The organism is Actinoplanes sp. ATCC 53533, from assembly GCF_003947245.1.
The window spans coordinates 1-1,955 of sequence record NZ_QHHV01000389.1 but is presented as its reverse complement, the minus strand read 5'-3'; the positions used below and the strand labels follow the sequence as shown (position 1 = coordinate 1,955).

The window sequence follows — 1,955 nt, the reverse complement described above, 5'->3', positions numbered from 1 at the left end:
CTCTCTTGGGTTTTTTGGCCCCACAACTCCAGGGTTTTGTGGCCCCACATCCGAAGCCTGATGCGAATACGTCGATCGGAACTCCAGCTCCAACTGGCCCCAGCAATCCCATTCCGTGGAACGGCCGTATGGCTGGCCGCAGGGAGCTGCGACATCGACAGGGGCCAGCGTCCCCAGGTGTGGCCGTGCCCGCTCGCTACAGCGGGACCGAGGGACTCGGTGGCAAGCCGGCCGCAGGCCGGTGCGGCAGCACCTCGGCCCCCGAGTCGCTCGATGCGGGTGGGGCCACGGTGACGCTGCCATGCATCGACAGGCTTGTGGCGTCTGGAGCATTTGGCGACGACTTGGTGGGGCCAAGATCCTCTGGAGTTGTGGGGCCAGAAAACCCCAGCAAAATCACGCAGGACGTACCCGCCCGGTCCGGGCCGTCCGAACTGGTTCGGCTGGCCCGCGACGAGGCCGCCACGCTGCCGCATCGAACCTCGCACGTGCGGCCGTTCGCGCCCAGTGCGCATCCGCCGCATTGGGAACGTGGCGCCCCGACCGACCGTGACTGGTATCCCTGGGAAGCCCAGCACGCCTGGGCCCCGGGCGCTGTGTTCTTCGCCGGAGTCGACGACCTCGACCTGCTGGCCCAGGCCGTGCCACGCGACAACAACGGCGGCTGTCCCGTCCTCGCTGCCGTCGAGCTACCAGCGGATCCGCTAGGCCAGGGCTTCGGGGGCACCATCCAGCATGTTCACGTCGACCGGGCCGGCGGCGTCCGTACTGCCATGGTCTTCGCCGACACCGAGCCGCGACGGCCGGCGGGCACCAGCGAGCGCGGCCCTTTGATCGCTACCGTCGAGGCCGCCCTCTACGGGGTCAGCGCAGACCGCACGGCCCTGCTGCTGGCACCGGCCGCATCCCACGATCCGTTCCCCATGCCAATGAACTACCTCGTCAGCATCACTCACGCCGACAGCCGATAGGCGCCAGATCGGCGCAGGGAATCTGCCGGCCGTCGCGTCCCGAGCCGGGTTCGGCCGAGCCACCGAGGGCCAGCCCGCCGCAGGGCCGATCCGCCGCGACGGCGCGTTTGGCAGCCCCGCGCGGATGGGTGCAGCCGTTCGGGCAGACCGCCCCGGCCTCCCGTCGGTGCTGCCGCGCCTGGGGCAAACCCGTGTTGACCACAGGATCAAGATGGGCGCCGGGTAGTTGCCTCGCGGTAGGCGACCCTCGCGGCATCCACCGACCTGTCGGTGCCCGGCGGAAAGCGGTCGCCCAGCAATCGCCACGCCTCGCCGAGCAATTGTTCCAGAGCACGGATGCGAGCGGCCTGCTGGCGGCCCATGGTGGCGCGCACCTGTTCGACGCGATGTTCCCAGCCCGCGGCAGCAGTACGCGCCCGGTCCCGAACCGCGACGAGCTCGGCACGACTCTGCGCGGTGTCTTCGGCGACGATCGCAGCCACCGCCCGGCCACAGTCGACGATGCGCACGACCTCGCCGGTCATGGCGACCATTCGAATCAGCTGCGCGAGCTGAATCCGCGCTTCGGTGACAGACCGCTCGATCCTGCGAGGTGATGCCGCCGATTCAGGCTGTTCCATACTTGCATCGTGACGTGCAGGTATGACAGTTTTCGTCGTCACCGTCGCCATGGCTGAGCACGATGGCACGCGGTCGCAGTGCTCCGAGGCCGACGGCAAGGCCGCGCGTCAAAGCGGGTATCCGGCGCGGAGAAGTGCTGCGCGGAGATCGACCAGTGCCTGTGTGGCCTGACCAAAGTTCTGTACGGCGTCGTTGACAGTCGCGGCCACGGTGTCAGCGGCCGGTACGGTGATGGAGCAGGCCCAGCCCGTTCGCGGCAGCCAAGGCGGAGAAGCCGATGAGGCCGCCGAGCGGCTCCGCGTCTCGCGGAGGCAGTACCTCGGCGAGATGATGCAGCCGCAACTGGGCAAGTTGGGCGAGGCC

2 protein-coding genes are annotated in these 1,955 nt (G+C 69.1%); one reads left to right on the top strand and one right to left on the bottom strand.

The genetic code is table 11. The features are described 5' to 3' along the window. Positions 1-371 precede the first annotated feature (371 nt). On the top strand, positions 372-971 hold the full coding sequence (locus tag DMB66_RS57950) for a hypothetical protein (protein ID WP_125812482.1): 600 nt from the start codon (positions 372-374) through the stop codon (positions 969-971). Between the two features lie 206 nt (positions 972-1,177). On the opposite strand, the gene DMB66_RS57945 is transcribed toward DMB66_RS57950, so the two are convergent. Further along, positions 1,178-1,591, bottom strand: a complete 414-nt coding sequence (locus DMB66_RS57945) for a hypothetical protein (protein WP_125812481.1) — start codon at positions 1,589-1,591, stop codon at positions 1,178-1,180. Positions 1,592-1,955 lie beyond the last annotated feature (364 nt).

Excerpts from the sequence above, each read along its gene's own strand:
- DMB66_RS57945 (WP_125812481.1), bottom strand. The coding sequence starts at position 1,591 with ATGGAACAGCCTGAATCGGCGGCATCACCTCGCAGGATCGAGCGGTCT.